The organism is Psychrobacter sp. FDAARGOS_221 (assembly GCF_002313155.2).
Taxonomy (GTDB): Bacteria; Pseudomonadota; Gammaproteobacteria; order Pseudomonadales; family Moraxellaceae; genus Psychrobacter.
The window spans coordinates 1,329,483-1,345,111 of the sequence record NZ_NWFK02000001.1; the positions used below are offsets into that span (position 1 = coordinate 1,329,483).

The window sequence follows — 15,629 nt, forward strand, 5'->3', positions numbered from 1 at the left end:
CAAAAAACTGTCAATTATATGAAAATTTACCTTAGCGTATTCCATAAAACCTATTTAACAAAAAGTGCCCATAAAAAAAACAGCAACGACTTAACGTCATTGCTGTCTTTTATACTTCAGCTTTAATTAAAGCTTGCAATCAAGCCTTAAATCAAAAGCTTATCTGCGCTCACAGTTTACGCTGTATTCATTACCGTTAGCCCAAGTTACTGTCATGATACCCATGTCAGCTTTGGTGTGCCAGTCATAAGCAACGTTTTGGCTTTCGTTGTTAACGTAGCGTGAACCTGAACCTGATGGTGCGATTTGCATCGTTAGTGGCTGGTTTTCCCACTTAGCTTTAGGCAAGTTAACGTTTAGCATCGCTTGCTCGCCGTCCATTGAGTATTTAGCTTGAACGCTTGCATTGTCTTCACAAACAAACTGCTCTGCTGCCATACGGTCATAAGCTTTGTCTGTTTGCTGTGTACCAGTTGTCGCATTTGGGCTAGTCGCACAAGCAGCTAGAACAACACTTAGTGGTAATAAAGTAACTAGTTTTTTCATTAAAAACACTCCGTTTATTTGGTTGGTTGGTTCATTCAACATTTTTCATTAAAAATCAAATGTTTGAATATTTTGGTTTGAAAACTTTCATTAGTGTCTAGCTATAATTAGCCTAACTGTATCAATGCTTAGTTGCACTTACTTAAGGTTATTCAGCACCCAGTCATTATTAAGACTAAGTATCATTATTAAAACGTATCATTATTAAAACCTAACAACTACTCTCATTTTATTATCAGGTAATAAACGACTAGTAAACCCCCAAAAGGATGCTCAAGCTCAATAAGCAACTTTAATAAATAACATTGTCCAAGGCTCAATGAGTATTGACTATAAAGACTAAAATCTAAGTGTAATTATAGTCTTTATTCAAATATTGTCTGTTATTGGTTGACATAATTTATACTACTTACTTCATAGTTTTGGTTGAATTATGTAAACAAACTATTAATAATAAATTATATTCGGGACAGGTTAAATCCTACTAAATATTGGTCAACCTAAAACCAAATCTAGTTTACGATTAAATGGTATAAGCGATGCTTAATACCCGACGGCTTGTTGTAACTGCTGAAGCTGATATTCAAGACGATCAATGCGCTCTTGTACCTGATATATCTTAGGAGGCAACTCAATCAAATAGCTTCTGGCATCACGCTCATCAGTAAAATCTAAATTACTGCCATTACGTAGTGACTCATAGTCGTCGGTATACTCTTTTAGCTTTTTCTTTTCATTAACTATTTGCTGATTGATTGAATAGTAACGACGTCCGTCGGCATTGATTCTATCTAATTTTGGTGTCACTGATGCAGGACAAACCGCATTTAGTTGACTGCCTCTTTTACCAAGTTGATAAGCATTAGTTGCGGTGCAATATTGCTTTAATCCTTGTTGACGACCCTTTTCCCACATCTGATAATTGGTTGCCACACCCACTTTGGCACAGGCTTTATTGTGTCTATTCAAATGATCTGAAGACCGGCCTGCTGCGCCATCTGCGTAACCTATCGATTCCCAGTTACCGGTTAAGCACTCTTCTTTAGATAAGGTTGCACAGCTTGTTAATAACGGCACACTGACAATTATCCCTAACAGCCAAAAAGCTCCTTTCATTCTTTTACTCCTTAAGTATCAATCATCTTATTATTTACCTCAGGTGTACTATCAAAGCTTACCACTTTTTTTGATGTTTCTTAACATGTTTTGTACAAACACTGGTCTTTTTTATAAATTTTTAAATGATTGATAATATGATTTAAATCCAGAGACCATAACTTGAATACAACCTAAATAGAGCAGGAGTTATGGTTTTTTTATCTTGATAACTGTCGTTTATGACCGCCTTGATTGTAGTTAACCCTTTTAATCCTTTGCTTATCAAATAATCGCTCGTGATGAAAAATAGGATAAAAAAAGGCCTGAAAGTAAGGTTTACTTTCAGACCCTTGATATAATAAACAGCTAAGTCGCTCAATAACATCAATGAGCGCTTAGGGTGCTTTACCCTTTTGTTAAATCTAGCGAGCTTTCAGGACTAACACCCGGCTTTAAGGTAGTTTTTAATAAGAAATAACCGATAATACCTGAAATTAATGAGCCTAGAATAATACCTAAACGCGGATCGAAACCTTCTGTACCGCCGCCAAAGGCTAGGCCACTAATGAATAGACTCATGGTGAAGCCCACACCACATAACAATGACACACCATATATTTGCTTGAAGTTAGTGCCATTAGGTAACGACGCCAATCCAAACTTAATAATCAACCAGCACATCGTCATAATACCGACTTGCTTACCGATGAATAAGCCGGCAGCAATACCAAATGGTACCGAATGCAACAGCTGTTCCATACCAGCGCCCTGCAATGAGATACCGGCATTAGCAAAGGCAAACAGCGGTAAAATCGCAAAGGCAACTGTGCCGTGTAAGTCATGCTCCATATCTTCTAGCGGTGAATGCTCTGGGTCGTCTTTGTTGACCATAGGGATAAATAACGCCAGTAACACGCCTGCCAATGTCGCATGCACGCCTGACTTTAATACCGCAATCCACATAATGATGCCAAAGAAAATATAAGGCGTAATAGCAGTAACGTTACGGCGATTAAGCATATATAAAAACGGCAGACACAGACCGGCAATCAGCAACGACAATAGCGATAAATCACTGGTATAAAATAACGCAATGATTAAAATTGCGCCGATATCATCGAAAATCGCAATCGATACCAAGAATATCTTTAACGCATTCGGCACACGACTGCCCAATAAGCTCAAAATACCAATGGCAAACGCAATATCAGTTGCGGCAGGAATTGCCCAACCCGCCAAGTACTCTGGGTTATTATGGTTGAACGCCACATAGACCAAGGCTGGCGCAATCATACCGCCGATGGCTGCCGCTGCAGGTAATATAATCTGCTTAATATTTGACAGCTCACCAATCAACACTTCTCGTTTGAGCTCAAGGCCGACTAAGAAAAAGAATACCGCCATTAATCCATCATTAATCCAGTGGTGGGCATCTTTATCGATAATCAAGTCTCCCACTTGCACAACAACTGGCGCATGGATAAATGACACATACCAGTCGTGCAATGGAGAGTTTGCCACAATCATGGCGGCTAAAGCGGCAATTGCGAGTACAACGCCCCCTGCTGCCTCATAGCTAAAGAAATTTTTTATTTTTTGAAGTAGCATGCATCCTCTCTATCTTGCTTGTAAGGTCAAATATGAAATGAACCTTTTATCATTTTGATTATTTATTGGCATTTATGGTAGCAGAAAAACACAAGTGTCGAGTGAATTTTTGGAAAGGACTTGTGTTTTTTGCTGCCTAAGATAGGACAAACAACATTACCTCTGACAGCAGTGCTTGGCGTATCTCATGCTATAATCAACTCTTTTTTCAACGCTACTATATAAGTTATGGATGCCTGTTATGGAATTGTCATTATCTATTGAGATTATTATCATGCTAACGGCAGTGGCAACCGTTGCAGGCTTTATTGATGCCATCGCTGGCGGCGGTGGCTTATTGACCATTCCTGCTATGCTACTGGCGAATATTCCGCCGGTGATGACCTTAGGTACCAATAAGCTACAGGCCACTTCTGGTGCCCTCACCGCCTCGATTACTATGATCAAAAAAGGCGTGGTATCACCATCCAAAATTAAACTGGCCATCATCGGTGCTTTTGTGGGTTCTGCTGTCGGCACCATCGCTGTTCAGCTATCACCGCCTGATATGCTAGAAAAACTGATCCCTTTTTTGATTGCCGCTATAGGCATTTATACCCTATTTGCACCCAGTCTTGGTGAGGTAGAAGCAGAACCTAGAATTAAAGAATCAACTTGGCAGCGGATATTTAGCCCCTTGATTGGCTTTTATGACGGCTATGTTGGGCCCGGCACTGGGATGTTTTTTGCACTAGGCAATGTTGCCTTACGAGGTAAAGAAATCGTTTCGGCCACGGGTACCGCCAAAGTGCTTAATTTTTCAACCAATATCGCCTCGCTGATTTTCTTTATTTTGGGAGGTAAGGTGATATGGAGCGTGGGCTTGGCAATGATGGTTGGACAAACCGTAGGTGCTTTTGCCGGGTCACATATGGTGGTCAAAGGCGGCAGTAAAATTATCCGCCCGATGATTGTCATTATGTGTTTGGCAATGATTACGAAGTACGTGTTTGGCTAATATAGCCATTCCCTATATAGCGGATGACCTTATCACAACGAATGGGTTAGAATAACAATATCCTTCATTAATAAACTGATTGACGACTATGCTCGAGCTTCGCCACTTACAAACTTTAACCGCATTACGTGCTCATGGCTCTCTGGCCGCAGCTGCAGATGAATTACACGTGACCGCATCTGCGGTGTCACATCAACTAAAAGAGCTTGAAAACTACTATGGTGTCAAACTGGTCAATCGTCGTACTCGTCCGTTGACTTTTACACCTGCTGGTAATGTTGTTTTAAAGTTGGCCGACAGCATTTTGCCGCAAGTCATCCGTACTAAAAACAACCTAAAAAGATTGGCTCATGGCCAAGCAGGACGACTGCGTCTGGCTTCTGAATGTCACAGCTGTTTTGATTGGTTAATGCCCATTTTGAATCAGTTCCGCCGTGAATGGTCTGATGTGGAGCTCGACTTTGCGACTGGATTTGACCCCGAGCCGCATCACTTGCTCAGTGAAAGTGATATTGATTTGCTGATTACGACCAGCGATTTGGATATTGACGGTATTTGCTACCAGCCGTTATTTACTTATGAAAGCCGCTTGGTACTGTCGCCGACTCACCCACTTGCCAGCAAGCAGCTGATTGAACCCAGTGATGTGGTCGATCAGACCTTGATTGCCTATCCGGTAGAAGCCAAGCGCCTGGATGTCATCGCTAAATTTATGGCGCCTGCCGACTTAAGCTTCGCAAAAATTCGCACCACGGAGCTGACGGCGATGCTAATTCAGCTGGTTGCTAGTGAACGTGGGGTTGCAGCGCTTCCTGACTGGGTAGCGGCAGAGTATGAGAAAAAAGGATGGATTGTGACACGTCGGTTGGCAGCACAGACCACTGACCAAACGACGGCTAAAGCGACTGGCAAAACAACTAGACAGACGCTAGACAATCAAAAACAAGGCGTTTATTGCCAACTGTTTGCAGCAACCCGTGAGAGCAGCTCAGATGTGGCTTATATGCAAGGTTTTGCCAAGCTATTAGAAGGACTGGTTAAACCGTAACCGTTGGTGCCGTAAAGAAAGATTAGTTTAGAGAAACTGGTTTAGATTTAGCCAGTGCAGCTGTATAACCTATGTAAGATATGACTAAAAGCTGACGACGGCTATAGAAAAGAGAATACTATTGTTATAGCAACGTCCGCATCAGATAGTATCCGACAGCGGTTGCGATTAGGGTAAGTAGTACATGCACCCCAATCAGCACAATGCCGGCTCCAATTTTTCCGCTATTGAGCAAACCAAACACTTCACTACTAAACGTGCTAAAAGTCGTCAGTCCGCCTAAAAACCCAGTCATCACAAACAGTTTCACATTTGGATGCCAAGCACTACCGATACGCATAAATAGCACCATCGCCATACCGATCAGCAGTCCGCCTAAGACATTCGCGCCTAAAGTTCCCAGTGGTATCCAACTGTGCAGTGGATTTAGTTTGGCCAGCCAAGCACGTAAACAAGCGCCGATTGCTGCACCTAAGCCAATGGCTATCCACTGCATCAGACTCTCCTTTGCTAGTCATTTAATTTATAGGTAAGCGTTTATTTATGACAACGCAGGCAACTCACTGATATTCCATCTTGGCACACAGCTGACAGATAAATCATCAGCTTGACCAGACTGCAATCTTTGATAACCCGCATACGCAATCATCGCACCATTGTCTGTACACAGCTCAAGCGGTGCATAATGCACAGTGGCATTATTTTTGGCCAGCTCAGTCTCTAAGCTTTCACGTAAATGCAAGTTTGCACTCACCCCGCCAGCAATCACTAGCTGTTTCATACCTGTTTGCTTTAACGCTTTAACGCATTTTTTTACCAAAGTATCGACTACCGCATGTTGGAAGCTGGCAGCGATATCCGAACGTACTTTTGGGTCGCTGTCTGAGCCTGGAGTATCTTTAATCAGATTATGCACCGCAGTTTTCATACCACTAAATGAAAAATCCAATCCCTTATGCAACATGGGTCGTGGCAAATCATAAGCAGAGGCATCACCATCAAGGGCTAGCCGTGCCACATTTGGTCCGCCTGGGTACGGCAGATCTAACATTTTGGCTGCTTTATCAAAGCACTCGCCGGCCGCGTCATCAATGCTTTCACCCAGTATTTCATACTCACCAATAGCGTGCGCCGCCACCAGCAGAGTGTGTCCTCCGGATACCAACAATGACACAAACGGAAACTGCGGTGGATTAGCACCTAACAGTGGCGATAGCAAATGCCCTTCCATATGATGCACACCAATGGCAGGCACATCAAGCCCATAAGCCAAACTACGCCCAAACAGCGCGCCTGTCATCAGAGCCCCGATCAGACCTGGGCCTTTGGTAAAGGCAATGGCATCAATCTCATCTTTGCTCATCTGGCATTGCTCGAGCAACTCATCAAGTAGCGGTACCAGCTTGCGAATATGATCGCGACTGGCAAGCTCAGGCACCACGCCACCATAGGTCGCATGCAGATCAATTTGAGAATACAGTACTTGTCCGACCAGACCATTGCCGTCTTGTTCCAGGCGCTCGCTATCAAAAATAGCCAGCCCTGTCTCGTCACATGATGTTTCTAAACCTAATACTTTCAAATGGCACCCATTCATTGATTGGCATCAACATCCGTATCTGCCATCAAACCTGTTTTATTAATTGGCACAAAAAACCGCCAGTGTAGCTATACAATGGCGGTAGTTTACCAAATTATCAACAATACGTTTTATCTATTGTTTATCGCCAATCATGACAAATCATCTATTGGCTATAAAAATTACTATATTAGATTAGCTAGATTGCTCAACCATATAGTCAACAGCCGCATGAACTTGTGCTTCAGTCACATCACCCGCTGCTTGAGGTGGCATTTGGTTAAAGCCTTCTGCTGAATGCTTATACAACGTCTCTTTACCTTGAGCAATACGTGGTGCCCACGCCTCTTTGTCACCTAACTTAGGTGAGCTTAGCAGGCCCGTCGCATGACAGGTTTTACACGTTTTTTCATACAGCTCTGCGCCAGCATTAGCATCTAGTGGTGCATCGTCTGTCGCAGCTGCAGCAGCCTCTACTTCAGGCTCAGCTTCTGCCGCTTCTACTTCTTCTGTCACCTCAACTTCTTCTGTCACCTCAACTTCTTCAGTTTCAGGCGCAGCTTCCACTTCTGGTGCTTCTACTTCAGCAGGTTCAGCTGTGGTTGTTTCTGCGGCTGTATCCGCTGTTGTCGTTGTTTCAGTTGACTCTGAGCCACCGCCACAACCGACCAGCAGTCCTAACGCCAGCGCGCTACTGATAAGTAGACCACTTTTGGCAAATGCTGATTGACCGTTGCGATTGGCAGTGCCAACAGATAATGATGATAATTGACTTTTTTGTTGCTTATTGCTTAGCATGAGAGACCTCGCCTTTGCTAAATGTATGTTAACTTTTTAAAAAATAAAAAAGATTAAAATCTGCAAATAGATTGCATCGGGGTTTTACAAAACAAGCAACCTAAAGCCAGTAATACAGTGACTAAATAAACCCTGCATTAGACTGATCACATTATCTGTGGCTATCCAGCCTAGGCCGTGTCTTTATCAAACAACTGACTTTTTAACAATTAAGAACCGACCTCGGTTTATTCAGCAGCAGGTTCTTCAGCTGCTTCAGTCGCCTCTTCCATTGCAGGCTGCTCTTCAGCAGTGTCTGCTGCTTCTGCGGTTGCAACGTCTGCTTCTGCATCCGCAGCATCTGTTGCGTCAGCATCGGCTTCAGCATCTGTACCTGCTTCTGCGTCTGCTTCACCTTCTGCTGCTGGTACGGTTTCAATGTCTTCAAGGTTTAATGGCTCTGGCTCTGGTGCATTTGCTCTTGCCAGCTCAGCCGCTTCTTCTACTTTATCAATCGCTTTCACTTCATGTTCATCGCTACCACCACAAGCAGTTAGCAATAAAGCAGTACCTAATACCAAAGCAGGTGCAGAGAACATACGGTGAACATTTTTCACTTGAAGATTGATTAGTGACATTATTAACTCCTAGATAGGTTGCGGATACATCGTGTATCTGTATTAAATAAATAACTATTTAACGAACAACTATTAAATAATACGGCTATTATCGGATTAATCTGCGTCTGTGCGCTCCACATTATCATCACGCTAACATCGATAGATAACGGTTTAGCAGAGCATACAGCATCACTCAATAACCCGAACTTAATTTACGCCACAATAATATCACAACCGTTGATATGTCACTATCACTAACCGCCTTAAACCGCTACTGATTAATGGGGTAAAATTTAACATCCTACCGACATTCATCTGTACTCGGCTTTACACTTGATTTATAAACCCCTAATAGACAAAATTAATTAATGACACTTAATCAATAAAATTAGCCATTGATTAAAAATAATATCACTATAATTATAATGATTCATTTTAAATGAATGTTATTAAGCATTATAAACTTATAATAAACGCGCTTCAAATACATTTTTCTATTTTAAGTATAAATTTAAGGACAAAACGCTTTAGATTTTTCAAATTAAAACATTAAACAACTATTTTCACTTTTAGAAGTCTGGCCTCTGCTCTACTCTTCTACTCTCATATAGATACAAAAACTAAGATTAGTGCCATGTAACTAAAACTGATGACCAAAGCTTAATAATCAAATAAAGTTGACCCTGAATAAACCTGCCGCCTGAGCCATTGATAAGCATATTGACAGTTTATTTATTTTTTAGTATAATTTCGCTCTTACTTTTGCGTGTTTGACACCCAAAGTAATGATTTTAAATTTTATTCTAGCAAGAGCTGATGCCGTAAACCCCTTGAGACGCTACGGCTAATACCAACCACACAGCATTGCTAATGTCACTAGTCTCTCATTTCCACTAAATGTTATTAAGGAGTCTGCATGCCTTCAGTTAAGGTTAAAGAGAACGAACCTGTTGATATCGCTATCCGTCGCTTCAAGCGTGCCTGCGAAAAAGCTGGTGTTTTATCTGATGTTCGTAAGCGTGAGTTTTACGAAAAGCCAACGCAAGAGCGTAAGCGTAAAAAGGCAGCAGCAGTAAAACGCTACAAGAAAAAATTACAACGTGAATCAATCCGTACAACTCGTATGTACTAATCATCGGAACTACCGATTGATTCAGCTGTAAACCCCTTATTTGCAGGACGCTATGCGCTAGCATAATAACGGAATTTACAACGTAAAAAAACCACCTTATTTGGTCGCCTACTTGCTTCATTGCTAATAGCGCCCTAATACAGGTGGTTTTTTTATGGTAAAATTTTCTTATTATTTATCATTATAATCACAACAATCACGAACACGTAAGGAAGCCGCCATGAGCGCATTAAAAGACACCATTACTGAACAAGTAAAAACTTCAATGAAAGCACGTGAACTTGAAAAAGTAAAAGTGCTACGTAACGTACAATCAGTAATCAAGCAAATTGAAATTGATCGTAAGATTGAGCTAGATGATGCCGGTATTCTTGAAATTCTTCAAAAGCAGCTAAAACAGCGTCAAGAATCATTGGCTGTGTTCAAAGAAAACGGTCGTGAAGACTTGGTTGAAAAAGAACAGTTTGAAATCGATATCATCAACGAGTTTATGCCACAGCAGATGAGTGATGAAGAGCTAGCCGCATTGGTTAATGAAGAAATCAGTGCCCAAGGCGCAAGCTCTATGCAAGACATGGGTAAAGTGATGGGTGCGCTTAAGAGCAAAACCGCTGGACGTGCTGATCCTGCGACCATCTCACAGTTGGTGAAAAAAGCATTAATGGGCTAATAGCTCACTAAGGTTTGAATTCCTTGGCCGCATTGACCTGAGCGATTTCATTATTGATATTGGCCAATAGTGAGCGGGTACTCACCTCATTTGAGTTACTGGTTTCGGCCTTTTCAACTAGGCTTTTTGCCTGTTGCAATGAAATCAATGCATCTGAATACCTGCCCTGCCACAACTCGCCTTGCCCGCGATAACGCAGGGCATTAACAGCATAGATATTGGCCAGCGCTGGTTTGTTTTGACGTTCGCTGCTGGCCATTAGCTCATAAGCACGCTGTAATCGGAATAAGGCTTCGGTGTCATAAGAGCGGTTATCAACGATCGGTTTGACCGCGCTGATGACCTGATTATAGTTACCCAGATGTAGCCAAGCCTCTGACAGTAATAACTTAATATCACGACGCTCAGGATAGACATTATAAAAGGGTATTAAAATCTGCTCAGCGTCTTGCCATCTGCCTCGGATTGCAGCGGCCTGCGCCTCTGTAATGGCCAGCAAGATATCAAAAGCAACCTGATCGGCATATGCGGCATTTAACTTGGTATTTTTTAACTGATTAAATCGCTCATTTGCCTGCTGATAACGATTGCGACTGGCGTACCAGTAAGCTAAAGCCATCGTAGCCCCTTTACTCTTAGGCGCCGCTGCCAACAAATCACCCTCAGTGACTTGATTGGTCAACACCTTTAAGCGCCATTTTAGTAAATCAAAAACCAATTTATCACGCTGCTCGCTTAACGCCACCGGTGGATAACTGCTTGCGCGGCTTTGTGCCTCGCTCAAACGTTCTGAGCTGAGTGGGTGGGTCATGATAAAGCTGGGTAGATACGCGTTCTTGCTCATATTGAGCTGCGCTTTTTGATTAAGAGTTGCAAAGAACTTGGGCATCGCTCTGGGGTCATAACCAGACTTGGCCATCAGTTGCATGCCAATACGATCGGCTTCACGCTCATTGCTACGACTAAAGGCCATTTGACTATTTAACGCTGCCGTTTGGCTGCCCATCATCACCGCAGCAGCAGCATCACCATCGGCTGCAGAGGCAGCAATGGCTGCTAACAGTCCGCCTATTTGTAACAACAATGCCTTACGGCTGGCATCTTCTCGATGCTCGTAATGGCGTTGACTTAAGTGTGCTACTTCGTGAGCAATGACACTAGAGACCTCATCCATGCTACCTGATTCGGTAATGGTGCCGGTATGAATCCCCATCAAGCCGCCAGGAATGGCAAACGCATTGATACTGGCGTTATTAATCAACAGCAGCGCCAACGGTGCCTGGGTACGAGCTTGCGCATTAATCTGCCAAGCCATACGTTCGAGCTGCTCTTGAGACCAAGGGTCATTCAGCAGCGGTGCACTTCTAGACAGCTGTTGTAATGACCACTCGCCAATGGCTTTGTGTTGATTGGACTCGATAAAACGACCGCCACCACTGCCAAGATCTGGTAAATCTAACTCAGGTTGTCGTCTTCTAGGTTGAGTATAAAGGGAACCAAATCGATTGTCCGTGGTTAGCTTATCGGTCATACCAAAGCTCGTACCAAACGAGGGCGTTGACGTTGAAGAATTACCAGAGCTGCTCATTTCAAATTGATTTGAGCCAGTAGGGTCAGCAGCGGCACTGACTGTGACACCCAATAAGGCAGCAGGCAATAGCCATAGCGATGCCTTGGTCATTAGGCGCTGACCTTTCGCCACTTTAGAGGACGTCAATGGTTGATGACTGTCAGGGTGCGTTTCGGACTTAAGCAGGCTCAATACAACTTCCTTGAAAAATACCAATAATGTTGAGGACTTTGTCAGCCCTTATATGATTAGCTTGTGTGATCAGGCATTTGTGATTAGACATGTGTGATTAAGCGCATGGTTTATAACGCTAACAGCTATGACTTAATAACGACTAAGCGTACTGCGTTAGGGCGCGTTAAGGTCTGTTGACCATTTATAACCATTCATGCCGTGGTTTAATGATACCATCATAACCAGTCAACCTTATACCATCTTATCTATGATGTTACTTTTTATAAACCCCCTTATTTAGAGAGGCGCTGACATATCAATTGTGCTGCACATTCAACTATTTCACTGGCTTGTTAGCTTGGCGCTTTAAAATTTTACATCAACCCCTACTTACCTCTTTAATAAAAGATATACCTTAATAACAATATACCCATAAATACACGGATACTGACGAAGCCTATCATTATGATACAACTTAATTTATCTGATTCAGAACAAAAACAGCTGGCCACAGACAGCCTACAACAAATCAAAGAAACCAACCCATCAGCGCAATCGACTTTGGATGGTGTCAGCGATGAGATTAACATTGCTGCATTGGTTGATGGTCGTGGATTGGCATGCCCAATGCCATTACTGAAAACCAAAGTTGCGCTACGCACTCTAGCAGAAGGCGATAGTGTGTATGTACTCGCCACTGACCCCAATTCACAAATTGACTTGGCTGCATTTTGTCAACAATCAGGACTAACATTACAGCTTAATACCCGTACCGATGCGGCAACTGAGGATAGTTTAAAAAAACTCGATACAATCTTTCACCTCATCATTACCAAAACCAATGGTAACTAGTGGGTGGTATCCTTTACAATAGATCTCAATAAAGTGATTACTTTTAAGGTCAAAATATGGCTAATTCGAAAAAAAACGAACTAAAAACAAAAAAGAAAGCTGCACCAAGCAAGGATACTGCTGTGGCTAAAAAAGCTGAGCCTATTGATGTCGACGTTGCTGACTTGCCTTTTGCTGAAGCGGATGAAATTGTGGAAGAGGATATCCTGCCGGCCAAAGATGTTTCCAAACCAGCAGAACCTGTCACGACTATTGATGCGGATCAAGCCGAAGTCGTTCCAGAAAACTGGGTCAGCGACTATCCAAACACCAGTACGCGTGATTTGGTGCCTGCGATGCCGGTCAACTTATCTGCACCCGGCATCAACTTGGGTGCCTATATGAATTCTGTGCACCAGATTCCCATCTTAACCCCTGAGCAAGAACAAGAGCTTGCGCATCGTTATTATGACGATGGTGACGTTGAGGCGGCACGTATTTTGGTGATGTCACACTTACGTTTTGTGATTCACATTGCGCGCAGTTATTCAGGCTATGGCCTACCCCAAGCCGACTTAATTCAAGAAGGTAACTTGGGATTGATGAAAGCGGTTAAACGCTTTGATCCTAATAAGGGCGTGCGCCTAGTATCATTTGCCGTGCACTGGATTAAAGCAGAGATTCATGAATTTGTTATCCGTAACTGGCGTATTGTTAAAGTAGCGACCACCAAAGCACACCGTAAATTATTCTTTAACTTACGCAGTCTTAAAAAGACCAACAATCAGCTGACTTTAGAAGAGGCTGACGCGATTGCTGCTGACTTAAACGTCACTCGCAAACAGGTATTAGAGATGGAGTCACGTCTGACCTCTTATGATGCTTCGTTTGAAGCTCAAAGCAGTGATGATGAAGATGGTCACTATGCCCCACAGCTGTTCTTGGAAGATGGTGTTGATCCAGCCGAGATGGTAGAGGATGCGGATTGGGAAGAAAATAACACCAATGCCTTGATGGATGCGATGGACACACTCGATGAGCGCTCACGCGATATTGTTGAGCAGCGCTGGTTGTCTGAGCAAAAATCTACCCTGCATGAACTGGCCGCGGTGTATAACATTTCTGCTGAGCGCGTGCGTCAAATTGAAAAAAATGCCATGGATAAGATTCGTGAAGCCATGACCATTGACAGCGTCATTATGCCTAACGAAGACAGCTTCTAGTACGCATTGTTTTATTAATAAGAGACTAATATGAACTGGATTGCTATTGCTGCATTGAATCTTGCGCTTGCTGTTGCACTGGGTGCATTTGGTGCTCATGGTATTAAATCTTTTGCGTCGCCTGAACAAATGGCTTGGTGGCACACCGCCACTCAATACTATTTTTATCATGGCTTAGGACTGCTTGTTATTGGCTATTTGATTAAGCAGGGTATGGTTAATTCAACCGCTGCTTGGCTGATCCAAGTTGGGGTGCTCATCTTTGCAGCAAGCTTATATGCCATGACTCTTGGTGCACCACGTTGGTTTGGTGCTATCACCCCCATTGGCGGCAGCTTAATGGTAATTGGCTGGTTGTGGCTTGCCTTTGCAGCCTTTAAAAGCCCTCAGCTTTAAGTCATTACCTTAAGCATAAAGCACATTAAGCACAAAGCATATTAAGTTAAGCAAAAAGTTATAAGCGTATTCAGTTATAAGAGGGAAAACTATGTATCACATTACTGTTAACGGACAGTCCATTGAAACCAATCAAACCACCATTAAACCTGTACTAGACGAGTTGCAATTGACAGAAGGTCGTTATGCGGTTGAGGTCAATGGTGAGCTTATCCCTAAATCAGAGCTAGCAACTACGGCTTTAGAAGCAGATATGGTTATTGAAGTAGTACAAGCTGTCGGCGGTGGTTAATAAGTTTGATTTGATTCGCTGCACCGCATAGTCTTTATCGCGTTTTTTATCTCATCGCTTTAAAAACTTGATCGCTCTAAAACTGAAAAAGCCCCTCGCAAATTTTGCAGGGGCTTTTTCTTTAACTGGTTTTAGATAGTTATTTAGACCACTATTTAGACAACTGTTGTTTAGATAGTTGTTATCTAGATAACTGCTTTATTATCAGTTAATAAGCGAGCGCATCATCTGATGAGATATCTGGTACAAAGTTGGGCACTCTACGTTTTGTTCCACGGTTCTTGCGATCCATACGGGTTTTGTATTTACGAATCTGACGGTCTAGTTTGTCTGCCATTTCGTGAATGGCTTTATACATATCATCATCATTAGATTGAACAAACATTTCTTGGCCTGCGACTCGCATAATGGCTTCTGCTTTGTTGTTCTTTTTACCACTGCTGTCTAGCGATAAGATGACTTTCAGGCTTTGGATTTGATCAAAATGACGCTCTACTTTTGAAAGCTTATCCATAACCATGTCTTTCATTGCATCGGTAACGGTAATATGGTGGCCACTGATTGAAATGTTCATAATACTACATCCTTTTATAGAGTTGAGCCGCGAACGCTGACTCAAAGTAACTTTTTATAACCTGGCTTTCTCATGTGCGTTGTAACCAACACCTGCTAAAGCAAATTACGTATAAAGTGACTTATATGATTAATAACAACATTATTATTAACATTAAAACTATGCTCTTCAGCCCAACAATTAATATCCTTATTAATGGTGCACTGACACAGTTTTAGTTGAGTCTCAACCTAACATTTGATAATGGGTTAAACCTGCTTGGACAACATCTTTAAAACGGATTTAAAAATATTACCTAGAAGTATTCAACTCAATTACTGACGTTTTTATTGGTTGGGACATCTTTAATTTGACATGAAAACCAAGTTTATACAAGCAAATTTATTGTAATTTAATGTAATCATTGCCCATATTTACAATTAAACACTATATAATCTGAAATTTTTTATTTTCAATCGCTGTCTATTGTTGCCCAATCAATTGGCTTTGTATCC

At 42.3% G+C, this 15,629-nt stretch carries 17 protein-coding genes; 8 read left to right on the forward strand and 9 right to left on the reverse strand.

Annotated elements, in window-relative coordinates:
- Positions 1-159: 159 nt before the first annotated feature.
- The 3 genes from A6J60_RS05530 to nhaA all read right to left on the reverse strand — a co-directional run bounded on the left by A6J60_RS05530 (position 160) and on the right by nhaA (position 3,252).
- Positions 160-546, reverse strand: a complete 387-nt coding sequence (locus tag A6J60_RS05530) for an MliC family protein (RefSeq protein WP_096065084.1) — start codon at positions 544-546, stop codon at positions 160-162.
- 543 nt (positions 547-1,089) lie between these two features.
- On the reverse strand, positions 1,090-1,662 hold the full coding sequence (locus A6J60_RS05535; RefSeq protein ID WP_096065085.1) for a DUF2799 domain-containing protein: 573 nt from the start codon (positions 1,660-1,662) through the stop codon (positions 1,090-1,092).
- 387 nt (positions 1,663-2,049) lie between these two features.
- Positions 2,050-3,252, reverse strand: coding sequence for a Na+/H+ antiporter NhaA (gene nhaA / locus A6J60_RS05545; RefSeq protein WP_096065087.1), 1,203 nt, complete (start codon positions 3,250-3,252; stop codon positions 2,050-2,052).
- A 241-nt stretch (positions 3,253-3,493) separates the two neighbouring features.
- Here nhaA and A6J60_RS05550 point away from each other — a divergent pair, with 241 nt between their 5' ends.
- Positions 3,494-4,249 (forward strand): TSUP family transporter, encoded by a 756-nt coding sequence (locus tag A6J60_RS05550; protein WP_096065088.1) that lies wholly within the window; start codon positions 3,494-3,496, stop codon positions 4,247-4,249.
- An 88-nt stretch (positions 4,250-4,337) separates the two neighbouring features.
- Entirely contained in the window at positions 4,338-5,297 is a 960-nt protein-coding gene (locus tag A6J60_RS05555; RefSeq protein WP_096065089.1) for a LysR family transcriptional regulator, read from the forward strand.
- Positions 5,298-5,421: 124 nt separating this feature from the next.
- Here A6J60_RS05555 and crcB read toward each other — a convergent pair whose 3' ends face one another.
- From crcB to A6J60_RS05575, 4 genes are all read right to left on the reverse strand, one after another.
- Positions 5,422-5,793 (reverse strand): fluoride efflux transporter CrcB, encoded by a 372-nt coding sequence (gene crcB, locus A6J60_RS05560; protein ID WP_096065090.1) that lies wholly within the window; start codon positions 5,791-5,793, stop codon positions 5,422-5,424.
- 45 nt (positions 5,794-5,838) lie between these two features.
- Complete coding sequence (gene tsaD, locus A6J60_RS05565; protein ID WP_102993953.1) at positions 5,839-6,879, reverse strand: tRNA (adenosine(37)-N6)-threonylcarbamoyltransferase complex transferase subunit TsaD; 1,041 nt, start codon at positions 6,877-6,879, stop codon at positions 5,839-5,841.
- 192 nt (positions 6,880-7,071) lie between these two features.
- A complete protein-coding gene (locus tag A6J60_RS05570) occupies positions 7,072-7,674 on the reverse strand; it encodes a c-type cytochrome (RefSeq protein WP_096065091.1) in 603 nt (200 codons plus the stop codon).
- Between the two features lie 227 nt (positions 7,675-7,901).
- The gene (locus tag A6J60_RS05575) at positions 7,902-8,291 is read right to left on the reverse strand and encodes a hypothetical protein (RefSeq protein ID WP_096065092.1); all 390 of its coding nucleotides are present in this window, start codon (positions 8,289-8,291) and stop codon (positions 7,902-7,904) included.
- Positions 8,292-9,189: 898 nt separating this feature from the next.
- Here A6J60_RS05575 and rpsU point away from each other — a divergent pair.
- Complete coding sequence (gene rpsU, locus A6J60_RS05580; protein WP_007394316.1) at positions 9,190-9,405, forward strand: 30S ribosomal protein S21; 216 nt, start codon at positions 9,190-9,192, stop codon at positions 9,403-9,405.
- Positions 9,406-9,625: 220 nt separating this feature from the next.
- A complete protein-coding gene (locus tag A6J60_RS05585) occupies positions 9,626-10,075 on the forward strand; it encodes a GatB/YqeY domain-containing protein (protein ID WP_096065093.1) in 450 nt (149 codons plus the stop codon).
- Between the two features lie 7 nt (positions 10,076-10,082).
- Here the strand turns inward: A6J60_RS05585 and A6J60_RS05590 are convergent, their stop codons facing one another.
- Positions 10,083-11,837 carry a M48 family metalloprotease gene (locus A6J60_RS05590; protein WP_227526073.1) on the reverse strand — a complete coding sequence of 585 codons (1,755 nt, stop codon included), beginning with the start codon at positions 11,835-11,837 and terminating at the stop codon, positions 10,083-10,085.
- A 447-nt stretch (positions 11,838-12,284) separates the two neighbouring features.
- Here A6J60_RS05590 and A6J60_RS05595 point away from each other — a divergent pair, with 447 nt between their 5' ends.
- The 4 genes from A6J60_RS05595 (at position 12,285) to thiS (ending at position 14,561) form a co-directional block, all read left to right on the forward strand.
- Positions 12,285-12,671 (forward strand): sulfurtransferase TusA family protein, encoded by a 387-nt coding sequence (locus A6J60_RS05595; RefSeq protein ID WP_096065094.1) that lies wholly within the window; start codon positions 12,285-12,287, stop codon positions 12,669-12,671.
- Positions 12,672-13,006: 335 nt separating this feature from the next.
- A complete protein-coding gene (gene rpoH, locus A6J60_RS05600) occupies positions 13,007-13,873 on the forward strand; it encodes an RNA polymerase sigma factor RpoH (RefSeq protein WP_264755590.1) in 867 nt (288 codons plus the stop codon).
- 30 nt (positions 13,874-13,903) lie between these two features.
- The gene (locus tag A6J60_RS05605) at positions 13,904-14,269 is read left to right on the forward strand and encodes a DUF423 domain-containing protein (protein ID WP_096065096.1); all 366 of its coding nucleotides are present in this window, start codon (positions 13,904-13,906) and stop codon (positions 14,267-14,269) included.
- 91 nt (positions 14,270-14,360) lie between these two features.
- A complete protein-coding gene (gene thiS, locus A6J60_RS05610) occupies positions 14,361-14,561 on the forward strand; it encodes a sulfur carrier protein ThiS (protein ID WP_096065097.1) in 201 nt (66 codons plus the stop codon).
- Between the two features lie 208 nt (positions 14,562-14,769).
- Here thiS and hpf read toward each other — a convergent pair whose 3' ends face one another.
- The gene (hpf, locus tag A6J60_RS05615) at positions 14,770-15,135 is read right to left on the reverse strand and encodes a ribosome hibernation-promoting factor, HPF/YfiA family (protein ID WP_096065098.1); all 366 of its coding nucleotides are present in this window, start codon (positions 15,133-15,135) and stop codon (positions 14,770-14,772) included.
- Between the last annotated feature and the right edge of the window lie 494 nt (positions 15,136-15,629).

Coding starts and splice junctions, on each gene's coding strand:
- A6J60_RS05530 (WP_096065084.1), bottom strand. CDS start 546: ATGAAAAAACTAGTTACTTTATTACCACTAAGTGTTGTTCTAGCTGCT.
- A6J60_RS05535 (WP_096065085.1), bottom strand. CDS start 1,662: ATGAAAGGAGCTTTTTGGCTGTTAGGGATAATTGTCAGTGTGCCGTTA.
- nhaA (WP_096065087.1), bottom strand. CDS start 3,252: ATGCTACTTCAAAAAATAAAAAATTTCTTTAGCTATGAGGCAGCAGGG.
- A6J60_RS05550 (WP_096065088.1), top strand. CDS start 3,494: ATGGAATTGTCATTATCTATTGAGATTATTATCATGCTAACGGCAGTG.
- A6J60_RS05555 (WP_096065089.1), top strand. CDS start 4,338: ATGCTCGAGCTTCGCCACTTACAAACTTTAACCGCATTACGTGCTCAT.
- crcB (WP_096065090.1), bottom strand. CDS start 5,793: ATGCAGTGGATAGCCATTGGCTTAGGTGCAGCAATCGGCGCTTGTTTA.
- A6J60_RS05570 (WP_096065091.1), bottom strand. CDS start 7,674: ATGCTAAGCAATAAGCAACAAAAAAGTCAATTATCATCATTATCTGTT.
- A6J60_RS05575 (WP_096065092.1), bottom strand. CDS start 8,291: ATGTCACTAATCAATCTTCAAGTGAAAAATGTTCACCGTATGTTCTCT.
- rpsU (WP_007394316.1), top strand. CDS start 9,190: ATGCCTTCAGTTAAGGTTAAAGAGAACGAACCTGTTGATATCGCTATC.
- A6J60_RS05585 (WP_096065093.1), top strand. CDS start 9,626: ATGAGCGCATTAAAAGACACCATTACTGAACAAGTAAAAACTTCAATG.
- A6J60_RS05595 (WP_096065094.1), top strand. CDS start 12,285: ATGATACAACTTAATTTATCTGATTCAGAACAAAAACAGCTGGCCACA.
- rpoH (WP_264755590.1), top strand. CDS start 13,007: ATGCCGGTCAACTTATCTGCACCCGGCATCAACTTGGGTGCCTATATG.
- A6J60_RS05605 (WP_096065096.1), top strand. CDS start 13,904: ATGAACTGGATTGCTATTGCTGCATTGAATCTTGCGCTTGCTGTTGCA.
- thiS (WP_096065097.1), top strand. CDS start 14,361: ATGTATCACATTACTGTTAACGGACAGTCCATTGAAACCAATCAAACC.
- hpf (WP_096065098.1), bottom strand. CDS start 15,135: ATGAACATTTCAATCAGTGGCCACCATATTACCGTTACCGATGCAATG.